21 protein-coding genes and 2 pseudogenes are annotated in these 22,570 nt (G+C 71.3%); 11 read left to right on the top strand and 12 right to left on the bottom strand.

Going from position 1 to position 22,570, the window contains the following annotated elements:
• Positions 1-14 precede the first annotated feature (14 nt).
• The 4 genes from PFX91_RS07010 (at position 15) to PFX91_RS06995 (ending at position 4,342) form a co-directional block, all read left to right on the top strand.
• Complete coding sequence (locus PFX91_RS07010) at positions 15-2,039, top strand: CocE/NonD family hydrolase (protein WP_285730314.1); 2,025 nt, start codon at positions 15-17, stop codon at positions 2,037-2,039.
• 101 nt (positions 2,040-2,140) lie between these two features.
• Complete coding sequence (locus PFX91_RS07005; protein WP_285730313.1) at positions 2,141-3,514, top strand: cytochrome P450; 1,374 nt, start codon at positions 2,141-2,143, stop codon at positions 3,512-3,514.
• A 33-nt stretch (positions 3,515-3,547) separates the two neighbouring features.
• Positions 3,548-3,952 (top strand): four-helix bundle copper-binding protein, encoded by a 405-nt coding sequence (locus PFX91_RS07000; RefSeq protein WP_285730311.1) that lies wholly within the window; start codon positions 3,548-3,550, stop codon positions 3,950-3,952.
• Positions 3,953-3,985: 33 nt separating this feature from the next.
• Entirely contained in the window at positions 3,986-4,342 is a 357-nt protein-coding gene (locus PFX91_RS06995) for a hypothetical protein (RefSeq protein ID WP_285730309.1), read from the top strand.
• A 138-nt stretch (positions 4,343-4,480) separates the two neighbouring features.
• Here the strand turns inward: PFX91_RS06995 and PFX91_RS06990 are convergent, their stop codons facing one another.
• Complete coding sequence (locus PFX91_RS06990; RefSeq protein ID WP_285730307.1) at positions 4,481-4,651, bottom strand: hypothetical protein; 171 nt, start codon at positions 4,649-4,651, stop codon at positions 4,481-4,483.
• Positions 4,652-5,446: 795 nt separating this feature from the next.
• Here PFX91_RS06990 and PFX91_RS06985 point away from each other — a divergent pair.
• Positions 5,447-6,277 carry an alpha/beta fold hydrolase gene (locus tag PFX91_RS06985; RefSeq protein ID WP_285730305.1) on the top strand — a complete coding sequence of 277 codons (831 nt, stop codon included), beginning with the start codon at positions 5,447-5,449 and terminating at the stop codon, positions 6,275-6,277.
• Positions 6,278-6,293: 16 nt separating this feature from the next.
• Here PFX91_RS06985 and PFX91_RS06980 read toward each other — a convergent pair whose 3' ends face one another.
• The 4 genes and pseudogenes from PFX91_RS06980 to PFX91_RS06965 all read right to left on the bottom strand — a co-directional run.
• Positions 6,294-7,286: a sigma-70 family RNA polymerase sigma factor gene (locus PFX91_RS06980; RefSeq protein WP_285730303.1), complete on the bottom strand. Its 993-nt coding sequence runs from the start codon at positions 7,284-7,286 to the stop codon at positions 6,294-6,296.
• Between the two features lies 1 nt (position 7,287).
• Positions 7,288-7,671 (bottom strand): VOC family protein, encoded by a 384-nt coding sequence (locus PFX91_RS06975; protein ID WP_285730469.1) that lies wholly within the window; start codon positions 7,669-7,671, stop codon positions 7,288-7,290.
• Between the two features lie 11 nt (positions 7,672-7,682).
• Positions 7,683-8,072: a VOC family protein gene (locus PFX91_RS06970; RefSeq protein ID WP_285730302.1), complete on the bottom strand. Its 390-nt coding sequence runs from the start codon at positions 8,070-8,072 to the stop codon at positions 7,683-7,685.
• A 134-nt stretch (positions 8,073-8,206) separates the two neighbouring features.
• A pseudogene (locus PFX91_RS06965) lies at positions 8,207-9,088 on the bottom strand (MFS transporter); the annotation flags it as partial.
• A gap of 131 nt (positions 9,089-9,219) precedes the next feature.
• On the opposite strand from PFX91_RS06965, the pseudogene PFX91_RS06960 reads away from it, so the two are divergent.
• Both PFX91_RS06960 and PFX91_RS06955 read left to right on the top strand, forming a co-directional pair.
• Positions 9,220-9,719: pseudogene (locus PFX91_RS06960) on the top strand (SDR family oxidoreductase); the annotation flags it as partial.
• A gap of 146 nt (positions 9,720-9,865) precedes the next feature.
• Positions 9,866-11,341, top strand: a complete 1,476-nt coding sequence (locus PFX91_RS06955) for a bifunctional phosphatase PAP2/diacylglycerol kinase family protein (protein WP_285730300.1) — start codon at positions 9,866-9,868, stop codon at positions 11,339-11,341.
• Between the two features lie 9 nt (positions 11,342-11,350).
• Here the strand turns inward: PFX91_RS06955 and PFX91_RS06950 are convergent, their stop codons facing one another.
• Both PFX91_RS06950 and PFX91_RS06945 read right to left on the bottom strand, forming a co-directional pair.
• Positions 11,351-11,791: a hypothetical protein gene (locus PFX91_RS06950; protein WP_285730299.1), complete on the bottom strand. Its 441-nt coding sequence runs from the start codon at positions 11,789-11,791 to the stop codon at positions 11,351-11,353.
• Between the two features lie 203 nt (positions 11,792-11,994).
• Positions 11,995-12,969: a phosphotransferase enzyme family protein gene (locus PFX91_RS06945; RefSeq protein ID WP_285730298.1), complete on the bottom strand. Its 975-nt coding sequence runs from the start codon at positions 12,967-12,969 to the stop codon at positions 11,995-11,997.
• A gap of 209 nt (positions 12,970-13,178) precedes the next feature.
• On the opposite strand from PFX91_RS06945, the gene PFX91_RS06940 reads away from it, so the two are divergent.
• The 3 genes from PFX91_RS06940 (at position 13,179) to PFX91_RS06930 (ending at position 16,323) form a co-directional block, all read left to right on the top strand.
• Positions 13,179-14,117: an MBL fold metallo-hydrolase gene (locus tag PFX91_RS06940; RefSeq protein WP_285730297.1), complete on the top strand. Its 939-nt coding sequence runs from the start codon at positions 13,179-13,181 to the stop codon at positions 14,115-14,117.
• Between the two features lie 431 nt (positions 14,118-14,548).
• Entirely contained in the window at positions 14,549-15,142 is a 594-nt protein-coding gene (locus tag PFX91_RS06935; RefSeq protein WP_285730295.1) for a hypothetical protein, read from the top strand.
• The gene (locus tag PFX91_RS06930; RefSeq protein WP_285730294.1) at positions 15,142-16,323 is read left to right on the top strand and encodes a PrsW family glutamic-type intramembrane protease; all 1,182 of its coding nucleotides are present in this window, start codon (positions 15,142-15,144) and stop codon (positions 16,321-16,323) included. The genes PFX91_RS06935 and PFX91_RS06930 overlap by 1 nt, the downstream gene beginning before the upstream one ends.
• Positions 16,324-16,681: 358 nt before the next feature.
• On the opposite strand, the gene PFX91_RS06925 is transcribed toward PFX91_RS06930, so the two are convergent.
• Genes PFX91_RS06925 through folP form a run of 3 tightly spaced genes read right to left on the bottom strand, consistent with a single transcriptional unit; the run spans position 16,682 to position 18,997 of the window.
• On the bottom strand, positions 16,682-17,455 hold the full coding sequence (locus tag PFX91_RS06925) for a pyrimidine reductase family protein (RefSeq protein ID WP_285730293.1): 774 nt from the start codon (positions 17,453-17,455) through the stop codon (positions 16,682-16,684).
• A complete protein-coding gene (locus PFX91_RS06920) occupies positions 17,437-18,126 on the bottom strand; it encodes a class III extradiol ring-cleavage dioxygenase family protein (RefSeq protein WP_285730292.1) in 690 nt (229 codons plus the stop codon). Before PFX91_RS06920 ends, PFX91_RS06925 begins: the two co-directional genes overlap by 19 nt.
• A 10-nt stretch (positions 18,127-18,136) precedes the next feature.
• Positions 18,137-18,997 carry a dihydropteroate synthase gene (folP, locus tag PFX91_RS06915; RefSeq protein WP_285730468.1) on the bottom strand — a complete coding sequence of 287 codons (861 nt, stop codon included), beginning with the start codon at positions 18,995-18,997 and terminating at the stop codon, positions 18,137-18,139.
• 369 nt (positions 18,998-19,366) lie between these two features.
• Between folP and PFX91_RS06910 the strand changes: the two genes are divergently transcribed.
• On the top strand, positions 19,367-20,620 hold the full coding sequence (locus tag PFX91_RS06910) for an FAD-dependent oxidoreductase (RefSeq protein WP_285730291.1): 1,254 nt from the start codon (positions 19,367-19,369) through the stop codon (positions 20,618-20,620).
• A gap of 22 nt (positions 20,621-20,642) precedes the next feature.
• Here the strand turns inward: PFX91_RS06910 and PFX91_RS06905 are convergent, their stop codons facing one another.
• Both PFX91_RS06905 and PFX91_RS06900 read right to left on the bottom strand, forming a co-directional pair.
• Positions 20,643-21,662: a glutathione S-transferase family protein gene (locus tag PFX91_RS06905; protein ID WP_285730290.1), complete on the bottom strand. Its 1,020-nt coding sequence runs from the start codon at positions 21,660-21,662 to the stop codon at positions 20,643-20,645.
• Between the two features lie 362 nt (positions 21,663-22,024).
• Entirely contained in the window at positions 22,025-22,528 is a 504-nt protein-coding gene (locus tag PFX91_RS06900) for a TspO/MBR family protein (RefSeq protein WP_285730289.1), read from the bottom strand.
• Positions 22,529-22,570: the final 42 nt, after the last annotated feature.

The following is a 22,570-nucleotide window of genomic DNA, read 5'->3' as shown; positions in this document are numbered from 1 at the left end:
GGAGGAGCCGGTCCATGCACGTGGTCAAGAACCTGCCGCACACGGTCCACACCGAGGAACACGTGTGGATCCCCATGTCGGACGGCGTGCGCCTGGCCGCCCGGGTGTGGCGGGCGACCTCTTCCGACGTGACCCCGGTCCCCGCGGTCCTGGAGTACATCCCCTATCGCAGACGCGACCTGACCGCCGTACGCGACTCCATGCACCACCCCTACATCGCCGGTCACGGCTACGCCTGCGTCCGCGTGGACCTGCGCGGGACGGGCGACTCCGAGGGCGTGCTCACCGACGAGTACCTCGAACGCGAGCAGCTGGACGCCGAGGAGATCCTGGCCTGGCTGGCCGAGCAGCCCTGGTGCGACGGACAGACCAGCATGATGGGGTTGTCCTGGGGAGGGTTCGCCGCGCTCCAGGTGGCCGCGAGGCAGCCCCCCAGCCTCGGCACGATCATCATCAGCTCCTTCACCGACGACCGTTACGGCGACGACTTCCACTACATGGGCGGTTGCCTGCTCTCGGACAACCTCGCCGAGGCGGGAACGATGTTCTCGGCCGCGACCTGCCCGCCCGACCCCGCGACGGTCGGCGACGCCTGGCGCCAGATGTGGCGTGAACGGCTGGAGGCCACCGAACCCTGGGTGCTGGAGTGGCTGCGCCACCAACGGCGCGACGACTACTGGCGGCACGCGTCGGTGTCGGAGGACTACTCGAAGGTGCGCTGCCCCGTCCTGGCCTCCAGCGGCTGGGCGGACGGCTACTCCAACGCGGTCTTCCGTCTCCTGGAGAGCCTGGAGGCGCCCGCCCAGGGACTCATCGGCCCTTGGTCGCACCGCTATCCCCACATGGGCGCCCCGGGCCCGGCGATCGGCTACCTCCAGGAGGTCGTGCGCTGGCTCGACCACTGGCTCAAGGGCGTGGACAACGGCGTCGACGCCGGCCCGTCGTTGTGGGCGTGGATGCAGGACAGCGTTCCGCCCTCCACCGCCTACAAGGAGCGCCCGGGCCGGTGGGTACGCGAACAGGAGTGGCCCTCCCCCGGGGTGGAGTACACCGCCCACCCGCTGGCCAAGTACCGGATCGGCGGTCCGGGAGAGGACGTGCGCGCCGAGTCGCTGACCTTGCAGTCACCGCTGACGGTGGGTCAGTTCGCGGGCAAGTGGGCGTCCTACAACGCTCCCCCGGACCTGCCCTACGACCAGCGTGAGGAGGACGGCGGCTCCCTGGTCTTCGACAGCGACGTGCTGGCCGAGGACGTGGAGATCCTGGGCGCCCCGGAGGTGGAGCTGGACGTGTCGGTCACCGAACCGGTGGCCATGGTCGCGGCGCGTCTGGTCGACGTCGCGCCCGACGGCAGCGCCACCCGCGTGACCTACGGCCTGCTCAACCTCACCCACCGTGACGGGCACGAACACCCCCGGGAGGTGGAGCCGGGCGAACGGTGCAGGGTCAGGGTGACGCTGAACGGCGTCGCGCAGGTCTTCCCCGCCGGCCACCGGATCCGCCTGTCGTTGTCCACCTCCTACTGGCCACTGGCCTGGCCCCCGCCGCGTCCGGTCCTGATGACCGTGCACCCGGAGAACAGCAGGCTGCTGCTTCCGGTACGCCCGGTCCCCGAGGGCGAGGACCCCGATCCGCGCCCCTTCGAGGAACCGGAGGCCGCCCCGGAGATCTCCACCACGCGGAGGGAGAGCCCCGAGCACCGCTGGACCGTCCATCGCGACCTGGTGGACACCCACTCGTCCCTGGAGATCGTCAAGGACGGCGGGATCCTGCACTTCGACGACATCGACCTGGACGTGGGGCGGCGCGCCTACGAGCTCTACGAGTCCGTGGCCGGCGACTTCACGTCGGCGCGGGGTCGGTCCTCGTGGACGATGCGCTTCGCCCGGGACGGGTGGAGCACCCGGACCGAGACCCACACGGTGCTGGAGTGCTCCGAGACCGACTTCCGGGTGTACGCGACGCTCGACGCCTACGAGGGAGAGGAACGGATCTTCTCCCGGGAATGGAGCAGGACCCTGCCGCGCGACCACCTGTGACGGGCGGCCGAGGACCAGGCCGGGGCGGGTCGTGGGGAGACCCGCCCCGGCGCCAGGACTTTTCAGACATGTGGTGGAACGACCGAGGGAGAACGGTTCCGATGCCCGGACAACGGCGACAGACGCAGGCGCAGGCGGACCAGGCGCACGGAGCGCGCCGCCTGGACGCGTCGGAGACGGTGCGCGTATTGACCTCGGTCCTGTTGCCCCAGGTGGCGCGGGGGGCGATCGTACGCCGCCCCGCGATGAGCGGGCTGTTGGCCGCCCTGGACGCCGACCGCAAGGCGACGGAGGTCCTGCGAAAGATGCGCGAGCGTCACGGCGACGACCCGCTTCCACTGCGTCTGGCGGGGCGGCGGGCCGCGTTGGTGCTGTCCGAACAGGACGTGGGCCGGCTGCTGGAGCAGACCCCCGAACCGTTCTCCCCCGGGGGGCGGGAGAAGACCGGGGCGCTGGCGCACTTCCAACCCCACGGCGTCCTGATCTCCGACCACGAGAACCGACCGCGGCGGCGCGCGGCCAACGAGACCGCCCTGGTCCCCGGTCAGACGATCCACCCCGACGGGGACGTCCTCGCCGCACACGCCGACGAGGAGGCGCTCGCCCTGGCGCTGGCACTGCGTGGAGGAGAGGAGCTGGACTGGTCGCGGTTCTCCCGTTCCTTCCACGCGATGGCCCGACGCGTGGTCTTCGGCTCCTTCGCCGCGGACGACTACCGTATGACCGCTCTGCTGGGCACACTGCGTGCGCACGCGAACTGGTCGTACCTGGCCCCCGCCCGGCGTGCGACCGCGGACGAGTTCCTCGACCGGGTCCGTGCGGCCGTCGAACGCGCGGAACCGGGCACCCTCGCCGCACGCCTGACGGCGGGAACGTGCCCCCACACCGGACGGTCCGGGGACGGCTCCGGCCTACGTCCGGAGGACCAGGTGGCGCACTGGCTGTTCGCCTTCGACGCCGCCGCCATCGCCGCCTTCCGCTCCCTGGCGTTGTTGACCTCGCTCAGCCCAAAGGCGTACGCGGTACGCGAGGAGATCGAGGACCGTGAGGGACTCGACCTGCCGCTTCTGCGCGCGACGGTACGCGAGTCGGTGCGGCTGTGGCCGACCACCCTCATGGTGATCCGGGAGAGCACGCGTCGGACCTCCTGGCGGGAGGAGGTCTTCGAGGCGGGCACCGCCTTCCTGATCCTGAGCTCCTACTTCCACCGGGACCCCTCCCGGCTTCCGTACGCCGACACGTTCGAACCCGAGATCTGGCTCGATGGACGCGCCGAACGCGAACCGGGGCTGGTGCCCTTCAGCCATGGTCCCGCCGTATGCGCGGGGATCGACTCGGTACCGCTGATGATCTCCCTCTTCCTACGCACCCTGGTCCGGGGAGGCGAACCGACCCGTGTGGACGCGGGCGGTCCACTGCCCGCGTCGGGGCTGCCCAGGTCGCTGAACCACTTCACGCTGCGTTTCTCGCTTTGAACAGGGGTTGCGCGAATCGTCCGAGGAGGGCAGATGAGCATCGTCGAACAGATGCTGGAGACACACCCCGCCCGTCGGGGCCTGGCGGTCGACCAGAGACTGCGCGCCTGCATCGAGGCGTGCGGAACGTGCGCACAGGCCTGCACCCTGTGCGCGGACGCCTGTCTGGGCGAACCGGAGGTGGCCGACCTGGTCGGGTGCGTGCGGTCCAACCTGAACTGCGCGCAACTGTGCGAGGCCACCCAGCGGGTCCTCTCCCACCGGACCGAGGGGGACGAGGACCTGGTCAGGGCCTTGTTGAAGGCCTGCGCGGAGGCCTGCCGCATGTGCGGCGAGGAATGCGAGCGGCACGCCGAACGACATGAGCACTGCTGGGTGTGCGCCGAGGCGTGCCGCCGGTGCGAGAGCGCCTGCCGCGAACTGCTCGCGGCCCTGTGAGGAGCCGACACCGCCGAAGGAAAGGGGGCGGCCATGGAGTGGCCGACGCTCGGCTGGTTGATCGGGGTCCTGGCGGCCATCGCCATCCCGATCGCGGTGATCTTCATCGTGCTGTGGATCATCCGCCGGGAGACCATCCGCAAACAGGCGGCCGTACGCTCGCCGGAGTACTGGAAGGAACGGCCCGACGGCAGGCGCTACCCGACCGGGTGGGACAAGGCCCCCGGAACGGGCACCGTCCGCCCCGGTGAGGGCACCGCGGGCGACCCCTCCTCGGGCGGCGACCGGAAGCCACCGCCCGAAGGCGGGGATCCGCCTCCCTCCACGGGGAGTTCCCCGGGCGAGGATTGGAAGCCGCCACCGGAGGGCGGAGACCCGCCCCTACGCTGAACGTCCGGAAGGGGAGGCCCGTTCGGGGGACGGGCCTCCCCCTCTCGTCGCGGTGCTCGTGGAGAGCCTCGACGAGTACCGGTCACGTCATGACGAGAGCGCCGGACCGTGTCGGTCCGGCGCTCCCTCGGGCTGTGACTACTCCGGCCCGAAATCCTCTCGGCGCAGGTTCTCCCTCTTCATCGCGTCCTGCAACTCGGCCTCCAGCTCCTCCCGGGTGTCGGGTTCGCGCGCGTCGTCGCTGTGGTCGCTGGAGACGACCTGGTCGGTGTCAGTGGTCTTGGGCCTGGACTCCTCAGGAACACTCATTCTCGGTCTCCTCACTCTCGGATGCCTGGCCCACCCCCTACCCGGCGTCACCAGCGGGCACACGCCACAGGAGTCCCATCGGGAGTCCCGTCTGGAACAGTGCCACGCCGCCGTGGGAGAGGGGGTCGGGAAGGGACCATGGCCGCGCCGGACCGTCCGGCGAACACACGGTCGCGGGCGGGTTCGTCGGGGTTCGGTGACCGAAACGGACGCCCACTCCCGCTGTGACCTGACGACAGTGGCCCCGGCGTCACTGTCGACCGCCTGCGGTGACGCTGCGAGCAAGATCACCCCAGGTCAGACCCCTTGTGCAGCATCGGCAACATTTCCGGTCCCCTCCAGCGGCCGGCCGAAACCGGCCTGCCACTGAGGTGGCGGAGAAGGTGGGGCCGTCCCCGCGTGCGCGGGGAGCACGGTTCTCGGCACTTTCAGAACCGAGTGAAGATGGGACCATCCCCGCGTGCGCGGGGAGCACAGTCCACGACCTGCGACTTTACCAACGGGAAGCACCCGTTTTTCCAACTTCTTGAAAGTCAGACATCGACGCCACCGACGCCATAACACCCCAAACTCCTCAATCGATACGAACTCCCCTACTCCTCCCCCGGAAATCCGAGCTCGTCGAAGAATGTCACGGTCCGCCACATCGGACACCACCGTCAAGCCAGCGAACCCCTCCCCTTTCGTCCGTCGACTTCGAAGCCGCCCACATCCTTTCCACCCCCTTGGCACTCCCCTCCCATATCGGGGCAAGGGGAGTGATGGCCGCAGAGTTCCTGAAAGGGCGGGGAGGACATGCCGCAGCACACAGCCGAGGTCCGCACGTTGAAGGTGCCCGGTGCCCGGATCCACCACGAGGTGCGGGGGACGGGGCCGGTACTGCTGATGATCCCGGGGGGTCCGCAGGACGCGGGGGTCTTCGCCGGGGTCGTGGAGCATCTGGCCGACCGCTACACGACCGTGGCCTACGACCCCCGGGGTAATTCGCGCAGCACACTGGACGAAGAGCCACGGGACCAACGGGTGGACGTCCACGCCGACGACGCCGCACGCCTGATCGCCGCCTTGGACGCGGGTCCCGCCTACGTGTTCGGCAACAGCGCGGGCGCGCAGATCGGTCTCGACCTGGCGGCCCGCCACGCCGGTTCCGTGCGGACACTGGTGGCGCACGAGCCGCCCTGTCTGATGCTGCTGGACGACCCTTCCGAGGCGTTGGCCGGAGACCAGGACGTCCACGACACCTATCTGCGCGAGGGCGTGGGGGCGGCGATGGGCAAGTTCCTGGCCTTGAACGGTCTGGACGGTGATGGTCAGGAGGGCCTTGGTGGTGACGAGGACACCGAGACCCTCGAAAGGGTGAGCGGCAACTTCGCCTACTTCCTCGCCCACGGCCTGATGCCGCTGTCGCTGTACGAACCCGACGTGGAGGCCCTGCGCGGGGGCGGGGTCCCGGTGGTGGTCGGCCTGGGCGAGGAGTCGGCGGGCCATCCCATCCATGACATGGGGGTCGCGTTGTCCCGACGGTTGGGGACGGAGCCCGTTCCCTTCCCCGGTGACCACGTGGGCTTTGGAACGCACCCCCGCGCCTTCGCCGACACTCTGCATCGCGCGTTGGGCCCGCGCTGAGCGGGTCGCCTCGCCCCTACCCGCGTCGGGGCAGGATGGCGGGGAGTTCGAAGTGCCGGAAGAGGGAGGTGTCGAAGAACATCCCCACGTGGACGACCCCGCTTCCGTCCGGGGTGAGGTCCAGGACCTGGATTCCGAACGCCCGGTGCACGCCGTCCTCGGCGCGCATGTACACCGCGTAGGCGGGTTGCCCGTTGGCGGCGGTCGGGACCAGCGCCATGTCCCCCGGCCCATGGGCCGGGCACTGGGAGTCGATGAGGCGGCCGATGTGCTCGGCACCGCGCACCCAGGTGGCGAAGGGCGGCATCTCGAACACGGCGTCGGCGGTGAAGAGCGAGGTGATCGCCGGGATGTCGTAGGACTCGAAGGCCTCGACGTAGCGCGCGAGGGTCTCGCGCTCCTCCGGCCGGGGTTCGGCCACCTCCTCCTCACTGGGGGCGGCCCTGTTCAGTTGCGCGCGGGCCCGTTGGAGCAGACTGTTGACCGCCTGCACCGAGGTGTCCAGGGTGTCGGCGACCTCGGCCGCGCTGAACCGCAGCACGTCGCGCAGGATCAGTACCGCCCGCTGTCGGGGTTGGAGGTACTGGAGCGCCGCGACCAGTGCCAGGCGCACGCTGTCCCGCGTCGCCACGACGGTGCCCGGATCGTCGGTGCCCACCAGCGTGTCGGGGACCGGTTCCAGCCAGGGCAGCTCCGGCCGGTCGACCAGTTCGCCCTCGGGCTCGGAGGTGGGTCCGCCGAGCCCGGTGGGCAGGGGCCTGCGCCGCCTCTTCTCCAGTGCGGTCAGGCAGGCCGTGGTGGCGATCCGATGGAGCCAGGTGCGCAGACTGGAACGGCCCTCGAAGCGGTCGTAGGCCTTCCAGGCGCGCAGATAGGTCTCCTGTACCAGGTCCTCGGCGTCGTGCACCGAGCCCAGCATGCGGTAGCAGTGCGCGAACAGCTCCCGGCGATAGGGGTCGGCGAGCCTCGCGAAGTCCTGGTCGGATGTGTGTTCCACCACGACCGTCACGTTACGCCTCCTGTATGACAGAACACACGTTTCCGCACGGGTCGGTGAACCACGCGACGGTCGGCTCGCCGCGCGAGATCCCCTTCTCGTCCTGTGCGAACCCCTCGTAGCGCAGCGTCTCCACGCCACGGCGGCCGAGTTCGTCCACCGTGGCGTCGATGTCGTCCACGGGCAGGTTCAGCACGGTGAATCCGGCGGGCTCGTGGTCGGGCTTGGGGTAGATGAGGACGTTCCGCCCCTCCCCGAGGTCGATGCGGAGCAGGCCGTGCTCCTCCATCCCCTCGACCGGGCCGACCGCGAGTCCCAACGTCCCGCCGTAGAACGCGCGGGCCCGGTCGGTGTCGGTGACGGCGAAGGAGCCGAAGGCCCTGGTGGTGTCGAACATGGGATCCTCGCTCACTCCGTGCTCTTCATCTCGGCACGGTGCTTCTCACTGAGTTGGATGATCTGGACGTAGTTGCCGTCGGGGTCGATGGCCGTGCCGAACAGGCTGCCCTCGCGGTCCTCCAGCGGCGCCGGCCATGGTGTGTCGCGCTCGTCCATGCGGGCGGCGACGGCGCGGGCGTCCTCCACGTCGAAGTTGAGGATCATCCGAGCGGGGTCGCCCGCCTTGGGGCCGACGTCCTGGCGGCGGTCGATGAGCAGGTGGAAGGCGCCGAAGCGCAGGACCCGGTAGCCGTCCATCTCGCTGTGCTCCTGGGGTTCCAGGACGGCGACGTACCAGTCGCGCAGCCGGTCGGGGTCGGTCGTGGCGAGCAGCATGCTGTCGAGGTTGGGCAGGCTCATGATCCTCATCCTTCTTCCGGTTCGGCGGAGGCCGTGCGAACGGTTTCGGGACCGTTCACAGGGACAGACCCGTCGGTGGTCTCGGACTCATCGGGTGTGCGGGGTCGTTCTCCTTCCTCTTCGCGTGGTCCGGTCGGTGACACGGGGCGTAGCAGGGCCAGGGCGAGGACTCCGAACACGGTCATCGCCACCAGGCCGATTCCTCCGGCCAGGTTCAGTCCGGCGGTGAACGCCTCACGCGCCGAGTCCAGGAGTTCCCGGGCCGTCCCGGCGGGCAGCTCCTCGGCGACGGAGACGGCCGCGGGCAGGGTCTGTCCCGCCTCCTGGGGCACCCCCGGGGCGAGAACGACGCCGGCGCGGTAGACGACGGGCAGGAGGGCGCCCAGGGACAGCGCGACACTGAGCGGGTCCAGTCGCCCCGACCCGGAAGAGCGGTACTCGGGCAGGAGCAGGGGCCCGCACACCATCAGCAGCGCCATCACCGGCACGCCGAGCAGGAATACCGACCCCCACCAGAACCACTGTAGGAACAGCCCTCCCACGACCGGGCCGATGGTGGTACCGCCCATGAAGCAGCTCGTCCAGACCGAGATGGCCACGGCGCGCTGCCGGGGGTCGGTGAACATGTTGCTGATCAGGGCCAGGGTGGAGGGCATGAGGGTGGCCCCGGCCACTCCCATGAGGGCGCGGGTGGCGATGAGCGCCTCGGCGCTGGTGGAGAACGCCGCGGCGACCGAGGCCAGGCCGAAGACGGCGGCACCGATCATCAGCAGGCGTCTGCGGCCGACGCGGTCGCCCAGGGTGCCCATGGTGATGAGGAAGCCCGCGATCATGAAGCCGTAGACGTCCATGATCCACAGGAGTTGTCCGCCGGTGTGCCGCAGGTCCGCGGCCAGGTGGGGCAGGGCCAGGTAGAGCACGCTCATGTCCAGGGAGAGCAGCAGGGTGGGCAGGGCGAGCACCCCGAGTCCGAGCCACTCCCGTCTTCCCGCGCGGGTCGCCTGCTCGGTGTCCATCACGATCTCCTTCATCCGCCGGTTCCGCGCGAGGCGCTTCGTTCATATGTACGGACTCGCTCGGCGTCCGGAACTCATCGGGCGGAGCGGGAAGTACGGACGACCCCCGACGCTCGCGTCGGCTGACAGCGCCGCCCACCCCTGTCCTGGGGCAGGAGGCCGAGCTCTGGAAGGACATGTACGAGGCCATGGTGTTGCCGGTCGTCCGCCTGACCGACGCCGTGGTCGGCGGGATGCGCGAACGCGGCTGGGGGCGGACATCACGAGCAGCTCCTCCTGGCCGATCGCGCCGATCCCGAACCTGGGTGTTTCCAACACCCTGCGGGCCTCGCTGCACTCCTGGTCCAAGACGGTGTCCAACGAGGTCGCCGCGGACGGGGTCGCCTCGAACGTGATCGTGCCCGGTCGGATCTCCACTCCGCGCACGGACGTGCTGGATCTGGCCCGCTCCGAGCGGGAGGGCCGTCCGGTGCGGGAGGTCGAGGCCGACATCCTCGCCGGTATCCCCGCCCGGCGGTACGGCAGGCCGGAGGAGTACGGGGCGGTGGCCGCGTTCCTGGCCGGTCGGCAGGCCGCCTACGTCACCGGATCGGTGGTGCGGGTGGACGGCGGCCGGATTCCCACGGTCTGAGACCACGCCCGGCCGGCACTCCCCCGCCCCGGGCCTTCTCCGTGCCGACCCTCCGGTCGACGCGCGGTGGTCGACGTCACCGGCGGCACAGGATTCCACCGCGCGTCTTCATGGACATCCGCACCGGTCCGTTCCACTCTGAGGCAATGAGCCCGACACACCGTCTCCACAAGCTCGACAAGAGGATCTACGACTGGGCGACCAGGACGCGGTCCCCCCTTCTGGACCCCCACACGCCCAAGTTCGTCCAGGCCACCGACAACATGGCTCCCTGGTTCCTGGTGTCGGCCACCCTGGCCGCCACCGGAGGTCCCCGCCTGCGGCGTACGGCCTTGCGCGCCATCCTGGCGGCCGGGACCGCCAACGCCGTCTCGGCCGTGGTCAAGAAGCTCTCCGACCGGGGTCGGCCGGACTCGTCCGCCGTTCCCCTCGCCCGCCGCCCCTACCGCTCCTACCCCAGCACGTCCTTCCCCTCGGGCCACACCGCCGCCGCCGCGGCCTACGCGGGCGGGATCATGGCCGACGCGCCCAAGCCCCTGGCCGCGCTCGTGGCCACCTTGGCGGGAACGGTGGCGATCTCGCGGGTGCACAGCGGTGTGCACTACCCCGGGGACGTGCTCGCCGGGTTGGCCATCGGTGCCGGCACCGCGCTCGTGGCCAGGGCGATGGTGCCGCCCCGCCCCGAGCTGACCTTCGGCGCGCGTACCGTCCCCGACGGGGTGAGCGACGTCGACCGTGAGGGCGAGGGGGTGACGGTGGTGGTCAACCCGCAGTCCGCTGCGGGGACGGTGGCGCCCCTGCCCGCCGCCGACGTCACGAGTCGGGTGGCCCGCGCCCTGCCCAAGGCGCGGATCCTTCCGTTGTCGGCGCAGGACGACATCGCCGAGACGATGGACCGGGCGGCGCGCACCTGCCGGGTGTTGGCCGTGGCCGGCGGCGACGGCACCGTCAACGCCGGGGCGAAGGCGGCCCTGGCCCACGACCGGCCGTTACTGGTCCTGCCGGACGGCACTCTCAACAACTTCGCGCGCACGCTGGGGCTGACCTCGGTGGACGTCGCGCTGCGGGCGTTCGACAACGGCAGGTTGGCCCGGGTGGACGTGGGAGAGGTGGACGGCCGGGTCTTCCTCAACACCGCCTCGTTCGGTTCCTACCCGCGCATGGTGGAGCGGCGTGACCGGTGGGCGGAGCGGATCGGCAAGTGGCCCGCGTTCGCGTTGGCCCTGTGGCGGGACCTGTTGGAGGTGAGTCCGACCACGGCGTTGGTGGACGGCGAGCCGACCCGGGTGTGGTGGGCTTTCGTGGGCAACTGTCGGTACCGCACGCACGCGCGGGTCCCCGCGCTGCGTGAGCGGCTGGACGACGGTCGACTGGACGTACGGGTGCTCAGCGCCAGGGAGCCCTTCCCCCGCGTCCGCGCTCTGGGCGACGTGCTCCTGGGCAGGCTCTCGCCCGACAAAGGCTACACGGAGCGGTTGACCACCGAGATGTCGTTGACCATTCCGGAGGAGCCGAGGTTGCTCGCCGTGGACGGAGAGGTGGCGGAGGGGTCGGCGAGGGTCGTCTTCACCAAACGACCCGCGGCCCTGCGGGTGTTCGTGCCCGCTGTGGACCCCGAGTAGCGCCCCTCCTCACCGGCGGCACCTCGGGGAGTGGTGCTCGCCGTCGTGGCCCATCATCATGCTGATTCCGGCTCCCAGCAGCCAGACGTCCTTGGCCAGGCTCAGGCCCTGTTCGGAGGGGCGCACGCTGTTGGGAAGACGCATGCCGGGGGTGCGCAGGTACATGCCGAGCAGGCTGGAGGCGAACGCGGTCAGCCCGGCGCCCACGAGTCGGCTGGGGACGATGGGGAGCAGCAGGGCGGTGCCCAGCGCGATCTCGGCCCCCGACAGCATCTTGGTGAAGGTGACGGGATCGACGTCCTTGAGGAAGGGATAGGCCCCCACGGCCATACCGTGCATCCCCTGGGCGGCCTCCTCGTCGACACCGCGTTTGCCCAGGCCCGAGTTGAGGATGAAGGCTCCCATCGCGATACGCGCGGGCATGTCGCGCTTGCTGAGAGAAAGGTGCATGGTCACTCCCTGACGTGGTCGGGTCTGCGTCGTTCCCGAGGGTCGGCCCTGTCGGGTACCGCACGCGCCGTCACGGCCGACTTTCGGTCACCACGGGACACGGAAATGCTACAGACCGCAGCATGGGAAGGCGGGATGCGACCCGCCGGGGTCCGCGTTCGCCGGGTTCTCCGGCACGACGGTCGACCGCCCCCGCCGTGGTCTCACGGAACGCCCGACCGGGTGGCGAGCCGCTCGACGACGGCGACCAGCCCACGCCAGGCCTGTTCGTCGTCGGCGCCGCCGCCGTGGTGCGCGCCGAACCGGCCGACGAACTCCACGAGGTCCTGCAACTCCGCACGCAGCCGGTACAGGTCCATCAGGGCGGGGTCGGGGCGGTGGCCGCGGACCCGGGCGTAGTGGTCCAGCTCGGCGGGGTCGCCGGTGACCGACCACAGGTCGCGCTCGGGCGCGGCCATGCCCACGGTGTCCCAGTCGACCAGCAGCGGGCGGTCCCCGAGCCACAGCAGGTTGCCGGGATGGGGTTCTCCGTGGGTGGTGACCGTCGGCGCCTCCCGCAGGGCCTCGGTGTCGCGGTCGAACTCCGCGAGCCGCTCACGCAGGGGCGCGGCGTGCTCGGCCAGTAGTTCCGCGGTGGGGCCGGCGTGGGGTCCCGTGTCACCGATCTCGGTGGGGTGGTCGAGCAGTCGGGACAGACGGTCCCCTCCACGGAGGTGGACCGGGACGGCGGGCGCCCCCACCGCACCGCGCCGGTGGAGTCGGGCGAGGAGGTCCAGGACGCGAAGACGCCGGTCGGCGGTGAGTTCCACGCCGGAGACGCCCTCCACGAACGGGAAGACACTGAGCACGTGTCGGTCGTCGATCGACACGAGGGTGGCTCCGGTGGGGGTGCGCAAAGGGGCGACCACGAACCCCAGTCCCTCCACGTCGTGCAGCCGCGCGGCGGTGTCCATGGCCTGTTCCAGACGCCGCCGCGCCGAACCGGGATCCAGGCCGAGATGGGGTTTGTGCCCGAGGTCGGCCACGGTGGTGAACCACCGACGTCCCAAGGTGTCGATGGCACTCCAGTGGTGGTCACCGAAACCGAGGGGGACGTGGTCGAGCGCGACCACGTGGATGCCCCACGTGACCAGCGCGTCATGGAGTCGGTCTTCCAGGTGGGACGGCCGTTCTCGCATGCGGCGAAACTACCAGCGGTGACGACCCGGGACGTGGAGGTCTTCACCCGCACCGCGGCAGGGCGGGAGGGTGCCGCCCTGGTGGGGTTCCTCTTCACCGTCGGGTCCGACGAGCGGTACTGCCCTGGCTCCGGTGGGGGCATCGCGGGCGGAGGCCGACGCCGCGGCGATAGCCTGCTGCCCCGACACCCACGACCCCGAGGAGTCCCATGGCCCAGACCGAGCAGACCGGACCGGAGGCGGCGTCCCTGGTGGAGCTCGTCGACGGCGTGTACGCCTGGGTGCAACCGGACGGAACCTGGTGGGTCAACAACGCGGGTGCCGTCGCCGGGGAGGACGGACTCCTGGTCGTCGACACCTGCGCGACCCAGGCCCGCACCCGACGGTTCCTGGACGCGCTGGACCGCGCCGCCTGCGCCCCCGTGCGCTGGGCGGTCAACACCCACCAACACGGCGACCACACCTACGGCAACAGCCTGCTGCCCGACTCCGCCGTGCTCATCGGACAGGCCGCCATGCGCGAGGCCCTCCTGCACGACCCGATCATCGACGCCTGCCCTCCGTTCTGGTCTCCGGTACCGGACTGGGGAGAGGTCACCAGGCGTGTCCCCTCGGTGGTGCTGCATCGGGAGTTGACGGTGTACACCGGTCGGCGGCGCGTGGACCTGCTCCATCCCGGCCACGCCGCCCACACTCCCGGTGACGTGGTGGCCTGGCTGCCGGAGGAACGTGTGCTGTTCACCGGCGACCTGCTCTTCCACGGGCTGACCCCCCTGGTGTTCATGGGCTCGTTGGAGGGGGCGCTGCGTTCCCTGGAGTGGTTGCACGCCTTCGGTCCCGAACACGTGGTACCCGGACACGGCCCCCTGTTCGGCGCGGCCGAGTTGGACACCGTGCTCAGTGCCCACGAACGCTATTACCGGTTCGTCCTGGACACCGCCCGCGACGGTCTGGCCCGCGGGCTGACCCCGTTGGAGACCGCTCGGGACTGCGACCTCGGCGAGTTCTCCGGTTGGGACGACGCCGAGCGGATCGTGTTGAACCTGCACCGCGCCCACGCCGACCTGTCCGGTGCCACCATGGACCTGGCCGCGGCGCTGGCCGACGCGGTGGAGTGGAACGGCGGGCCGATGTCCACCGACCTGTGACCCGAGCGGTCCGCGAAGAGTGTCACGGGCGCGAGGTCGACCGGGGCGTCCCTCCCGCACGGCGACCGCCTCGTCCGACTGGTCGGCCCCCGTCCGGACCGCGGGTGTGGAGTGCTGGGCCTGGAGGACGTCCACGCCGAACCCGGTGCTCCCGGTGCCGAGGCCGCACCGGCCATCACGGCTGCCGTCGAGGGTCTAGCTGTGCTGTTCGGTGAGGTCGGTGACCCGTACGGTCCCCGTGCCCCGCGCCGGCGGAAGGAGTCGTCGCGGGTCGCCGTCCCCTCTTGATCGGGACCTCCCGCTCACATGCGGTGGAACCGCCCCTCAAGGGTGAAATTTCCGCAAACGTGCGCCAAGTCGTCTCCACCTCACCCTCCCTCCCGTCCTTGAGTGTTTCGCTTGCCGTACGGGGTCGTCGACGAGGGGGAGCCATGGCGCAGGCAGGCGAGGGGACGCGCGCACCGCGGAGTGCGTGGGCGCCGTTGGGCGTGGCCGTCGCGGCCGTCGCGGCGCTGGTGCTGCTCTGGCCGCTGGTGAACGCGCTGGTGCCGGGTTCGGAGTCGGTCGCCTCCGACGAACCCGTGTCCGTGGGGAGCGGGGGCGGCTACGAGGCCTCGTTGACCTTCCCCCAGGAGGGGTGGTCCTTGGACGTCGGCGCCAGCCACGACGGGCAGAGCTACCGTTTCCACCGTGGCCCCGTGGAGCTGAACCTGACCTCGGTCAGACCCGTGACCTCTCCACCTCCCGGCGTGGAGGAGTTGTGGGAGGGCATGCGACGCCTGGCCCGTGCGAGCGAGTCCTCGGCCCGGTTGGGGGAGCCGGAGGTCATCGCCGCTCATGACGGGCACAAGGGTCTGTCCGGCCCTTTGGAGAGCCGCACCCAGAGCGGCACCGCGGTCGTCTACCCCTCCCCCGACGGGCTCCTGGCCGTGGAGATGACCCTGGCGGGGCGCGACGCGACCACGGCCGACATCGCCGCGGTCTTCGACGTCGTCCGAACGGTCTCGTTCACCGAGGAGAAGTGATGGGTCGGGGACCGGAGGAGCCGCGCGCGGCGAACGCGGCCGAGCACGGTGCGGTGCCCCCGCCGCGCGGGGCACGCCAGGACGACGCCGCTCCTCGGCATGCCGTCGAGCGTCATGGGAGGGACGGACGTGCCCGGGGAGGGCTGCTGTCCTCGTCGGCCGCCCTCGTGCTCATCGTCGTGCCGTGCGTGGCGGGCCTGGTCTTCCTGGCATCGCAGTTCGCCGGTATGGCGCGTGTGTTCTTCGCCGAGACGGCGCTCGCGCTGTTCCTGGGGGCGTTGACCTTGGTCTTCGGGTTCTGGGTGCTGCGTCGGATCCGCCCGGTGCGCGACCCCTCCCTCCACGCCTGTCTGGCCGCGGTGTCCTGGGGGCTGACCGCCGCGACCGCCGCCGGGCTCCTGGCCAACGGCAATCTGTTGTCCTTGTGGTCCAAAGGGTTGGGACTGGCCTTCGCCGGCGTGTGGGGGGCCGCGCTGACCGCTCCGCTCAACGAGGAGGTCCTCAAGTTGGCCGGGGTCGTCCTGGTGGCGGTGGCCTTCCCCCGCGCGGTGCGCGGCCCGGTGGACGGATTCACGATCGGGTCCCTGTCGGGTTTGGGCTTCGAGGTGATGGAGAACTTCGTCTACACGATGAACGCGGTGGTCCAGTCCGGCGGCACCGGCGGCATGGTGCCGGTGGTGCAGACCACCATCGTGCGCGTGGGCCTGACCGGGTTGGGCTCGCACTGGGCGATGTCGGCGGTCGCCGGCACGGCGGTCGGTCTGTCGGCCGCCGCGGCCTGGCGGCCCGGACCACGGCGCGCGCTCGGCGCCGCGCTCCTGGTGCTGCTCGCGATGGCTCTGCACTGGCTGTTGGACTCGCCTCTGATGGGTTCTCTTCCGGGGGTGATGTTCAAGGTCGCCGTCGTCTTCCTGACCACGATGGCGGTCTACTTCACGGTTCGGCACACCTACCGGCGTCGGGTCCGCAGGGCGTTGGCCTCGGAGGGCGCGGCGTTGGGCATGGGGCGCTCGGCCTCGATGGCCTTGGCCGGCAGGCACGGCCGCCGCAGGGAACTGGGGCACGTGGCGCTTCCCGAGCGGGCCGCCGTGGAGCGGCGTCAGGAACAGATGCTGGCGGTCGCCGAGGACCGGGCCGCCCGGTACGTCTCCGCCCCCGGCTCCGATCGACGGCTTTCTTGAACCTCGCGGGCACAGAAGGTCCTCATCGGCTCGGGGTCGGACACGACGCGCCGTAGGGGCGAGCGGGCACGAAGGGGCGCGAGGACGGCACCGCCGAGAACGGCACGGGGACGCACACGCGGCCTCGGCGTCACAGCACGGGCGTCGGCCGCGTACGGCACGGCGGGATGGACGGCGTTCACACCGAGCGGCCTCGCCCACGGGTCAGGGGTGGGCGGAGCCGCCCCTGACCCGCGCCGGCCCACCCAGGAGCATCTGCCCACCGAAGCCCTCCCCGGGCACATCCCGCCATCGGCACGGGCCGGCACCGAGGTCCGCGCGGTGACGCCCGCGCACTCGCGGCGGCCCGCCCCGACGTTCAGCCGCCCGGGCGCAGCCAGCGCTGAAGCACGGTCCCCTCGGACTCGATGATCACGCCGGGCACCAGGGGCCGGTCGGCGGGCGTGCCGACCGCGATGCGCTGTTCGGTGCCTCCGGCCAGCAGTGGCACCAGGGTCAGGCACAGCTCGTCGAGCAGGCCGGCGGCGGCCACGTCGGCCAGCAGACGGGGGCCTCCCTCGCACAGGATCCGGGGCAGGCCCCGCTCGACCAGCGCGGCGACCGCCGCGGCCAGGTCCACGGTGTGCTCGCCGCACACCAGTACGCGGTCCTCCCCCAGCGTGCGACGTGCCCGTTCCAGGGCCGGGGCACCGGCGGCCTCACAGGTCACCAGGAGTACGCCGCCGCCGCTGTGGGACTCGCCGGCCAGCAGTGGCGGCACCCGGCCGGTCCCACTGACCACGGCGATCTCCGGTTGGGCGGCCCGGCCCTCGGCGACGGCGCGTCGCGCCCGGTCCCCGGTACGGGTGTCGGCGTGTCGGTACCCCTCGGCGCGGGCGGTGCCGGCGCCGACCAGGATCACGTCGGCCAGGTCGCGCAGGAGTGTGAACACCACCAGGTCGGAGGGGGTGTTGATGGTCCCGGTCCGGCCGTCGTTGCCCGCCGCGGCCCCGTCCAGGGTCGAGACCATGTTCGCGCGCAGCCAGGGTCGGTCGGGGTAGGCGTAGAGCCGTTCCAGCGCGGGGCCGTCGAGTGTCCGTCCCGGGGAGGCCGCGCCCGGGACGGCGTCGTTCATCAGCAGTCGCACGGCCACACCGCCACGAAGTACATGACCCCGAACGGGTCGTCGGCGTAGAGCACCCGCGGTCGCGTCGGGCCGCGTTCGGCGAGCGCGTGCGCCATGACGCCGAACGCGGCCCGACCCGTCACCATCAGGTCCGCGGCGAGGTCGGGATCCATACGCATGAGTCCCTCGCGGTCGCCCTCGGCCAGACAGCGCCGGGTCTCCTCGTCGAAGGCGAAGGAACGCCGGTCCAGGTGTCCGGGTGCGGTCGTGCCGCGTCGGGCGCTTCCGTCCCCGAGGACGAGCAGGGCGACGCGTTCGGGACGGTCGGCGATGCGACGTCCCCACGCCGCCACCTCGGCCTCGGAGGCGTCCCAGGCCACGGTGGCCATCTCCACGTGCCCGTGGTGGCCGACCGAGTCGAGCAACCGTCGGGCCACGCCCAGGCTCAGTGGCAGTGGCCGTTCCCGGAGTGTTCGCTCTCCGGTGCCGCCGTACTCGCGGACGGGGACGAGCGTCCCGGTGTGTCCCTCCGAGGTGTCGTGTCCTCCGATGACGACCAATGTGTCCGGGGAGGAGGCCAGGAGCGCCTCCAGCGCCGACTCGCAGGCCCGGCGCAGGTCGGCCGCCACGTCCTGCCCTCCGCTGAGTTCGCGCAGCAGCAGTGGCGGGTGCGGGCACAGCGCGGCCGCGACGATCACACCTGTCTCCTCACTCCAGGCCCCGCACGACCCGTGCGGGGGGACGGACTCCGCGGATGGAGGCGACCATGTCGAGCACCTGCCTGGTCTCCCTCACCTGGTGGACCCGGTAGATGTGCGCGCCGTGCCAGGCGCACACCGCGGTCGCCGCGAGCGTGCCGGTCAGACGCTCCCCCACCGGCAGGTCCAGGGTCTCACCGACGAAGTCCTTGTTGGACAGCGACACCAGTACCGGTCGACCGGTGCCGGTCATCTCGTCCAGGCGCCGCGTCAACTCCAGCGAGTGCCAGGTGTTCTTGCCGAAGTCGTGTGCCGGATCGATGATGGCCGAGGCCGGGTCCACGCCCAGGGACACCGCGCGTTCGGCCTGGGCGACCGTCGCCTCGACGGCATCGCGCACCACGTCCTGGTAGTGCGGCCGGTACGGGGGTGTGCGCGGGGCGAGTCCACCGGTGTGGGTGCACACCAGCGCGGCGTCGAACTCGGCGGCGACCTGGGCCAGACCGGGGTCGTATCCACCCCAGGCGTCGTTGAGCAGGTCGGCCCCGGCCTCGCACACCGCCCGCCCCACGGAGGCGCGCCAGGTGTCCACGCTGATGACCAGGTCGGGGAACTCGGCGCGGACCGCGGCCACGAAGTCCACGACCCGGCGTTTCTCCTCCTCGGCGTCGACCTCCTCGCCCGGGCCCGCCTTGACACCGCCGATGTCCACGATGTCGGCGCCCTGGGCCACGACCGTGCGCACTCTTTCCATGGCGCGTTCCTCGTCCCAGGTGGCGCCCCGGTCGTAGAAGGAGTCGCGGGTGCGGTTGACGATCGCCATGACCAGCATCGTGTCCGCGCCGTAGTGCCTGCCGCGCAGTTTCAGCACCGGCCGTCCATCCTCCTTCGCCTCCGCTGCGCCGGGCACGGGGGCGGGCCGGTCTTCGGCCTCCTGGTACCGGTGGGTGCGGCGCTCGCACCGCTCGTTGTTCACAGGGCCCTCCTCAGCGGCCAACACTAGGACACGTCGCCTACCGGGTGGGCGGCGACGGGGGGATCGGGACGCGGACCCACCCGGGTCACCCGAAGACCCTGGACCGGGGAGGCCCCGTCCCCGGCGTCACCGTCGGCCGTGGAGGGAAGGGGGCCGAAGCGCTACCGGGGCGCGGTGTCTGGGTACTGATCCACACATCGGCGGTGGAGGACCACCGTGACGTGGTCTTCGCCCGGACGACCGAAGCGCACCCTGGGAGTGCCCATGACCGAACGTACGACCTGCGCGATCATCGGCGGCGGCCCCGCCGGAATGGTGTTGGGCCTGCTGCTGGCCCGCGCCGGGGTGAAGGTCACCGTCCTGGAGAAGCACGCCGATTTCCTGAGGGACTTCCGGGGGGACACGGTGCACCCCTCCACCCTGGAACTGCTGGAGGACCTGGGCCTGTACGAGCGGTTCTCCCGGCTGCCCCAGAGCAGGCTGGACAGGGCCGTCTTCCCCTTGGACGCGGACCGCACCGTGACCGTCGCCGACTTCCGGCGGCTCCGCTCCCCCCACCCCTACATCGCGATGGTCCCGCAGTGGGATCTGTTGAACCTGTTCGCCGAGGCCGGGGAGTGGGAACCGACGTTCACCCTGCGGATGAGCACCGAGGCCATCGGGTTGCTACGCGGACCCGACGGGGTGACGGGGGTGCGTTACCGGGACCTGGAGGGCGAGGGAGAGATCCACGCCGAACTGACCGTGGCCTGCGACGGCCGCTGGTCGCTGGCCCGTGAGGAGGCCGCTCTGGTGACCAGGGAGTTCCCGGTGGGGATCGACGCCTGGTGGTTCCGGTTGCCTTCGGGGTCCGTGCACTGGACGGCGCTGACCCCCCGGGCCGGCCTGGGCCGCTTCACCGTCGTCATCCCACGCGAGGGTTACTTGCAGGTCGCCTACATCGGGCGCAAGGGGACCGACGCCGCGCTGCGCGCACGCGGCGTGGAGGCCTTCCGGCGCGACCTGGTCGAACTCATGCCCGAGCTGACCGACCAGATCGCCTCTTTGCGTTCCATGGACGAGGTCAAGCACCTGGACGTGCGGCTGAACCGGTTGCGTCGCTGGCACGTCGACGGTCTGCTGTGCATCGGCGACGCGGCCCACGCCATGTCCCCCGTCGGCGGTGTGGGGATCAACCTGGCCGTGCAGGACGCCGTGGCCACCGCGGCTCTGCTGGGGCCGGCCCTGCGCGACCGTTCACTGCGCCCCCGCGACCTGGCCGCGGTGCGCAGGCGACGGATCGTGCCGACCGTGGCGGTCCAGACACTGCAACGTCTCATGCACCGGCTGCTGGCCGAACCGATGGTGCGGGGCGAACGTCCGGGTCTTCCCGGTCCGGTGGTCACGTTGCTGGAGCGCGCGCCGTGGCTGTCGTTCGTGCCCGCCTATCTCATCGGCAAGGGCGTCCGGCCCGAGCGCGCTCCCGCCTTCGCCCGCCGTCGGAGCGGGCCGAGGGGACGGGGCGCGCCTTCGAGGTAGCGAGGTAGGGTCCCGCCCCGTCTCATCCCAGATCGGGAACCCGCTCGCCCGCCGGGACCGGGCCCGGGGCGGTTCCGGTCCCGAAAGGACTACCGCCCAACTCCTCCCGGTGGTGTGGGGTGAGCCACAGACGCGGGTCGGGGCCCGCGGCGACGATCCGTGTCGGGTTGATCGCCGAGTGGACCCAGTAGTAGTGGGTGCGGACGTGGTCGAGGTCGGTGGTGTCGCCGAACCCGGGGGTCTGGAACAGGTCGCGGGCGTAGGCCCACAGTGCCGGGTACTCGCTCAACTTGCGGATGTTGCACTTGAAGTGGCCGTGGTAGGCGGCGTCGAAACGCACCAGGGTCGGAAAGAGGCGGATGTCGGCCACGGTGATGGAGTCCCCGACCAGGTAGCGTCTCGTCCTCAGGTGCTCCTCCAACGCGTCGAGCCGGGCGAACACGTCGGCGACCGCGGCGTCGTAGTGTGCCTGGTCGGGAGCGAACCCGGCCCGGTAGACGCCGTTGTTGAGGTCGGTGTAGATCTCCTGGGACAGCTCCTCGATCCGCCCGCGCAGCTCCCGCGGATACAGGTCCGGTGCGCCGTCCCTGACCAGACCTCCCCATTCGGTGGCCATGTCCAGGACCAGCCGGTCGTAGTCGTTGGAGACCAGGTGGCCGTCGTCCACGTCGACCAGTCCCGGAACGCTGACCCCGCCGGTGTAGTGGGGGTCGCGTGCCAGGTAGGCCTCGCGCAGGGCGTGGATGCCCAAGACGGGGTCCTTGCCTCCGGGGCTGCCGGTCTCCTCGGTGAACACCCAGTGCGGGTCGCCCTCGATGATCTCCTGACGCGGGTCGGTCACGGCCAGGGAGATGGCGCCCTCCAGACCCATGAGCCTGCGCGTGATGACGACCCGGTGCGCCCAGGGGCAGGCGCGGCTGATGACCAGGCGGTAGCGTCCGGGCTCGGCGGTGCGCTCGAAGCGGCCGTCCGCGGTGATCCGGTCGGCGAAGGCCGCCGGTTCTCGTCTGAGTTCCTCGGTGGGCATCTCGTTGGCCCTCACACCTGACTCCCTTCGGACGCTGATGGATCGCGGTCGGCCATGCTATCCGAGCCCTACGCCGGTACCCGGACACGGCGGGCCCGGGTACCGCGGGCCTCCTCCGAAGCGGACGGGCGGTCCGGCGTGGTCGCCCTCCACACAAGGAGCGGGGCACCGCCCCGCGCGGGGCGGTGCCGGGCGTCGGCCGGCTCCTCACGGTCTGACCTCGTGGCCGGCCGGGTCCGACCATCGACGACGGGTTCGGCCGCCTTTCCCTTTCCGGGAGGGCGAGAGGGGCCGGTCCGAGAGTCTTCACGGCCTGTCCCGGGGTCCCGGCCCACGACACGGGCTTTCCGGTGCGCCCGGAGCCCTCCGCGTCGCCCTCAGGCGTTGAGCTGCCAGACGGCGAAGTTGAGCGCGGCGGCGAACAGCACCCAGGCCAGGTACGGCACCAGCAGGGCCGCCGCCCAGCGCGAGCGACGCGCGAACAGCACGATGGTGGCCACCAGCGCCACCACCAGCAGGCAGATGTCGACGAAGGCCAGACCCCGCAGCCCGGCCCCGAAGAACAACGGTGACCACACCGCGTTGAGCAGGAGCTGGACGGCGAACACCGTGAGCTCCACCCGCGCTCCCCGCCATCCGCCCAGACGCCAGACCAGCCACCCGGACACGGCGATCAGGGCGTACAGGATCGTCCAGACGGGCCCGAAGACCCACGACGGCGGGGCCCAGGACGGCTGTTGCAGAGCGGCGTACTCGGAGGAACTCCCCGTGTTGGCCAGGGCGCCGATGAGTGCGGCGGCGGTGACGGCCGCGACGAAGACGGCGAGACCCACCAGGGACGCCGGCGCCGAAGGCGCGTGCTGTGTGTCCGATCCGGCCATGTGCCCTTCCCCCTGCGCGGCATCGACGACGGGACGCGGGCG

The organism is Nocardiopsis sp. ATB16-24 (genome assembly GCF_030271535.1).
Classification (GTDB): domain Bacteria; phylum Actinomycetota; class Actinomycetes; order Streptosporangiales; family Streptosporangiaceae; genus Nocardiopsis.
Note: the sequence above shows the minus strand (reverse complement) of the source record. Positions and strands in the feature narration are given on the sequence as shown.

Excerpts from the sequence above, each read along its gene's own strand:
- PFX91_RS07010 (WP_285730314.1), top strand. The coding sequence starts at position 15 with ATGCACGTGGTCAAGAACCTGCCGCACACGGTCCACACCGAGGAACAC.
- PFX91_RS07005 (WP_285730313.1), top strand. The coding sequence starts at position 2,141 with ATGCCCGGACAACGGCGACAGACGCAGGCGCAGGCGGACCAGGCGCAC.
- PFX91_RS07000 (WP_285730311.1), top strand. The coding sequence starts at position 3,548 with ATGAGCATCGTCGAACAGATGCTGGAGACACACCCCGCCCGTCGGGGC.
- PFX91_RS06995 (WP_285730309.1), top strand. The coding sequence starts at position 3,986 with ATGGAGTGGCCGACGCTCGGCTGGTTGATCGGGGTCCTGGCGGCCATC.
- PFX91_RS06990 (WP_285730307.1), bottom strand. The coding sequence starts at position 4,651 with ATGAGTGTTCCTGAGGAGTCCAGGCCCAAGACCACTGACACCGACCAG.
- PFX91_RS06985 (WP_285730305.1), top strand. The coding sequence starts at position 5,447 with ATGCCGCAGCACACAGCCGAGGTCCGCACGTTGAAGGTGCCCGGTGCC.
- PFX91_RS06975 (WP_285730469.1), bottom strand. The coding sequence starts at position 7,671 with ATGTTCGACACCACCAGGGCCTTCGGCTCCTTCGCCGTCACCGACACC.
- PFX91_RS06970 (WP_285730302.1), bottom strand. The coding sequence starts at position 8,072 with ATGAGCCTGCCCAACCTCGACAGCATGCTGCTCGCCACGACCGACCCC.
- PFX91_RS06955 (WP_285730300.1), top strand. The coding sequence starts at position 9,866 with ATGAGCCCGACACACCGTCTCCACAAGCTCGACAAGAGGATCTACGAC.
- PFX91_RS06950 (WP_285730299.1), bottom strand. The coding sequence starts at position 11,791 with ATGCACCTTTCTCTCAGCAAGCGCGACATGCCCGCGCGTATCGCGATG.
- PFX91_RS06945 (WP_285730298.1), bottom strand. The coding sequence starts at position 12,969 with ATGCGAGAACGGCCGTCCCACCTGGAAGACCGACTCCATGACGCGCTG.
- PFX91_RS06940 (WP_285730297.1), top strand. The coding sequence starts at position 13,179 with ATGGCCCAGACCGAGCAGACCGGACCGGAGGCGGCGTCCCTGGTGGAG.
- PFX91_RS06935 (WP_285730295.1), top strand. The coding sequence starts at position 14,549 with ATGGCGCAGGCAGGCGAGGGGACGCGCGCACCGCGGAGTGCGTGGGCG.
- PFX91_RS06930 (WP_285730294.1), top strand. The coding sequence starts at position 15,142 with ATGGGTCGGGGACCGGAGGAGCCGCGCGCGGCGAACGCGGCCGAGCAC.
- PFX91_RS06910 (WP_285730291.1), top strand. The coding sequence starts at position 19,367 with ATGACCGAACGTACGACCTGCGCGATCATCGGCGGCGGCCCCGCCGGA.
- PFX91_RS06900 (WP_285730289.1), bottom strand. The coding sequence starts at position 22,528 with ATGGCCGGATCGGACACACAGCACGCGCCTTCGGCGCCGGCGTCCCTG.